Annotated in this window: 2 protein-coding genes and 1 pseudogene; all 3 read right to left on the minus strand. The window is 63.7% G+C overall.

Annotation, left to right across the window (positions count from 1 at the left end; genetic code table 11):
- Nucleotides 1-491 (minus strand): annotated as a pseudogene (locus tag MOV75_RS35185) (hypothetical protein); the annotation flags it as partial.
- Nucleotides 492-757: 266 nt separating this feature from the next.
- Entirely contained in the window at nt 758-1,198 is a 441-nt protein-coding gene (locus MOV75_RS35190) for a nuclear transport factor 2 family protein (protein ID WP_246930204.1), read from the minus strand.
- 232 nt (nt 1,199-1,430) lie between these two features.
- Entirely contained in the window at nt 1,431-1,880 is a 450-nt protein-coding gene (locus MOV75_RS35195) for a nuclear transport factor 2 family protein (RefSeq protein ID WP_246930206.1), read from the minus strand.
- Nucleotides 1,881-2,279 lie beyond the last annotated feature (399 nt).

Raw genomic sequence — 2,279 nt, forward strand, 5'->3', positions numbered from 1 at the left:
CAGGCGCTGCCGGAGGATTGCGGCACGCTGCCGCCATTGGTGGCCTTCTGCGCCAGCAGCTCGGACATCGTGCGCGGCTCGCTCGTCACCGTCATGTCGGCGCCGACCCGCGTATCCCAGAACGAGAACACGGACTGCTTCACCGTCACGGCCGAAGAGCCGTTCGCGTTGGCGTTCGACGACCAGTCCAGGCCGTCCTGGGCGGCGGACTGGGCGCGCTTCTTGGCGGCCATGGGGTCAATGCCGGTGCCGGCGTCGATCGCGAGTTGACTCCAATCGAGCTTGTCGACGTCGATGCCTTTGAGCACGTCGGGGTCGTTGACGTCGGGGGCCTCCGCCACGGCCTCGGTCTCGGTCTCGTCGTCAGGCGTGGCCGCTGTGGGCGAGAAGGGCGGAATGATCTGCGCCGAGACCGTCAGCACGGAGCCCAAAATGAATACGGCCGCCAGCACCGGCAGCCTGGTCCAGCCAAAACCTGTCGAGAATTCCATCGTCCTGCCCGCGAACCCCAGCGCATGCTTTCCGACAATATATATCGGCCGTCAGCAAAGACCATGCGCCATTCCGCGCTGAAAATGCTGATGCATCGTTGCGAAATTGTGGCGGGGCTTTCAAGGCCCCCGAACCAACGGGCCGCGCGAAAGGCGCGCGCCCGATGACGAGCTTGTGACGCGACGGCATCCGGCGGGGCTGGAGGCCAGGACGTCGCAGTCGGCATTGTCGTCGGTCCCGAACAGCGGGGCCCGTTGGCGTCCCGTCAGCCGACGCTGGTCATCTTCGGCAGATGAATGGCGCGGCCGAGTGCCTGCTCGACCAGATCGAACGTGTCGATCAGGACGCGCATGCTGACGAGCTTGCCCGCCCTGAACTGGGCGAACTGCGCGACCCGCAAGCTGATGGGCTTGTTGGAATCCATCGCCGTCAGCGAATAGCGCACCATCGAGGCGGCGGAATCGACGCCGAGCATGATGCTCTCGCGGTCGAAGCGGCGGACCTGGAAATTGTCAGCGAGCTGGCGGATGACCTCGATCACGGCGTCCTTGCCCTGGCGCGCGCCGAGGAATGGAAACATGTCGATCGGGCCGTAGAGCGCCCATTCGACGTCCTCGTCGATCAAGGCTTCGATATCAGCGAAATGCCGGTCGTTGATCGCGCGGTGCAACGCACGCGAGAAACGCCAGAGGCTGTGCTCTGTCATTTTGGGCAGTCCTGAAGCTGGCTTGCGAAAGAAAAACGGAAAACAACCCCATGCACAGTCGGGTGCCGGGGCTCAAACTCGTTTGTATGCGAATAAATTACCTGATTTCGGCCAAAACGCAATTCACGTTTTCGCAATGCACAATTGATGGCGGAGTGTGAGATTTACAATAGTGCCCCGTAATTTCCCGGTTCCGAGGCCAGTTCCGACGCGGGTTCGCCGGGAAGGAAGATCAATCCGCCGCCCGCGCGTCCATGATCAGCGGCCCGATCTCGCGCTCCAGCACCTGCTGCACCAAATCGTAGGAATCGATGATCTCACGGATCTGCGCCACCAGTCCGCCGCGGAAGGTGTAGAACACGGCCATGTCGAACTGCACGATGCGGTCGTTGCTGCGCTTCTTGAAATAAGTGTGCATGTAGGTCGCGACCCCCTCGCCCTCGGCAAGAATGTGCGGCGCCTTGTAGCGGATCTCCGAATAGCGCGACCAGATCGTCTGCCAGAGCTCACGCAGCGCGGCCTTGCCGTGGCGCGGCACCATGTGCGGCAGCACATCGATCGGCGCGTGGGTGAGGAAGTCGACGTCGTCGGTGCAGCACGCCAGCGCCGTATCGAGATCGCCGCGCGCGAAGGCGTCCAGCAGATGCAGCACACGTTGCCTGTTCAGCGATTCAACCGTCATGCTGCTCCCGCCCTCGTCGGCCGTGGATTGCGAACGCTACCGCGGGCCTCGCGGGTCCATCAATCCGCAAAAGCACAGGGTGCTTGCCGGTTATGACGCGCCAGCGCCATGCCGCGTTCATGGGGTGCAATTCGGGTTGCGCACCTGTTTGCACACAGGCTTTTGCATCTTGCGATGACGCCGCACGCCTGTCGGCGGGCGCGCTTGGCCGGTACGGGGCAAGGGAACCCGAACCCATCCGCGTCCGTTGAGAGCCCAACACCGCCTCCGGAGACATCATCCATGAAATCGCCGCTTCTCGCCGTCACCGCCGCGCTGCTCATGCTCGGCGCGACCTCCGCCGCCAACGCCAAGGGCTGCATCAAGGGCGCCGTCGTCGGCGGCGTCGCCGGCCACTAT

The sequence above is a fragment of the Bradyrhizobium sp. PRIMUS42 genome, from assembly GCF_023006515.1.
Classification (GTDB): Bacteria; Pseudomonadota; Alphaproteobacteria; order Rhizobiales; family Xanthobacteraceae; genus Bradyrhizobium.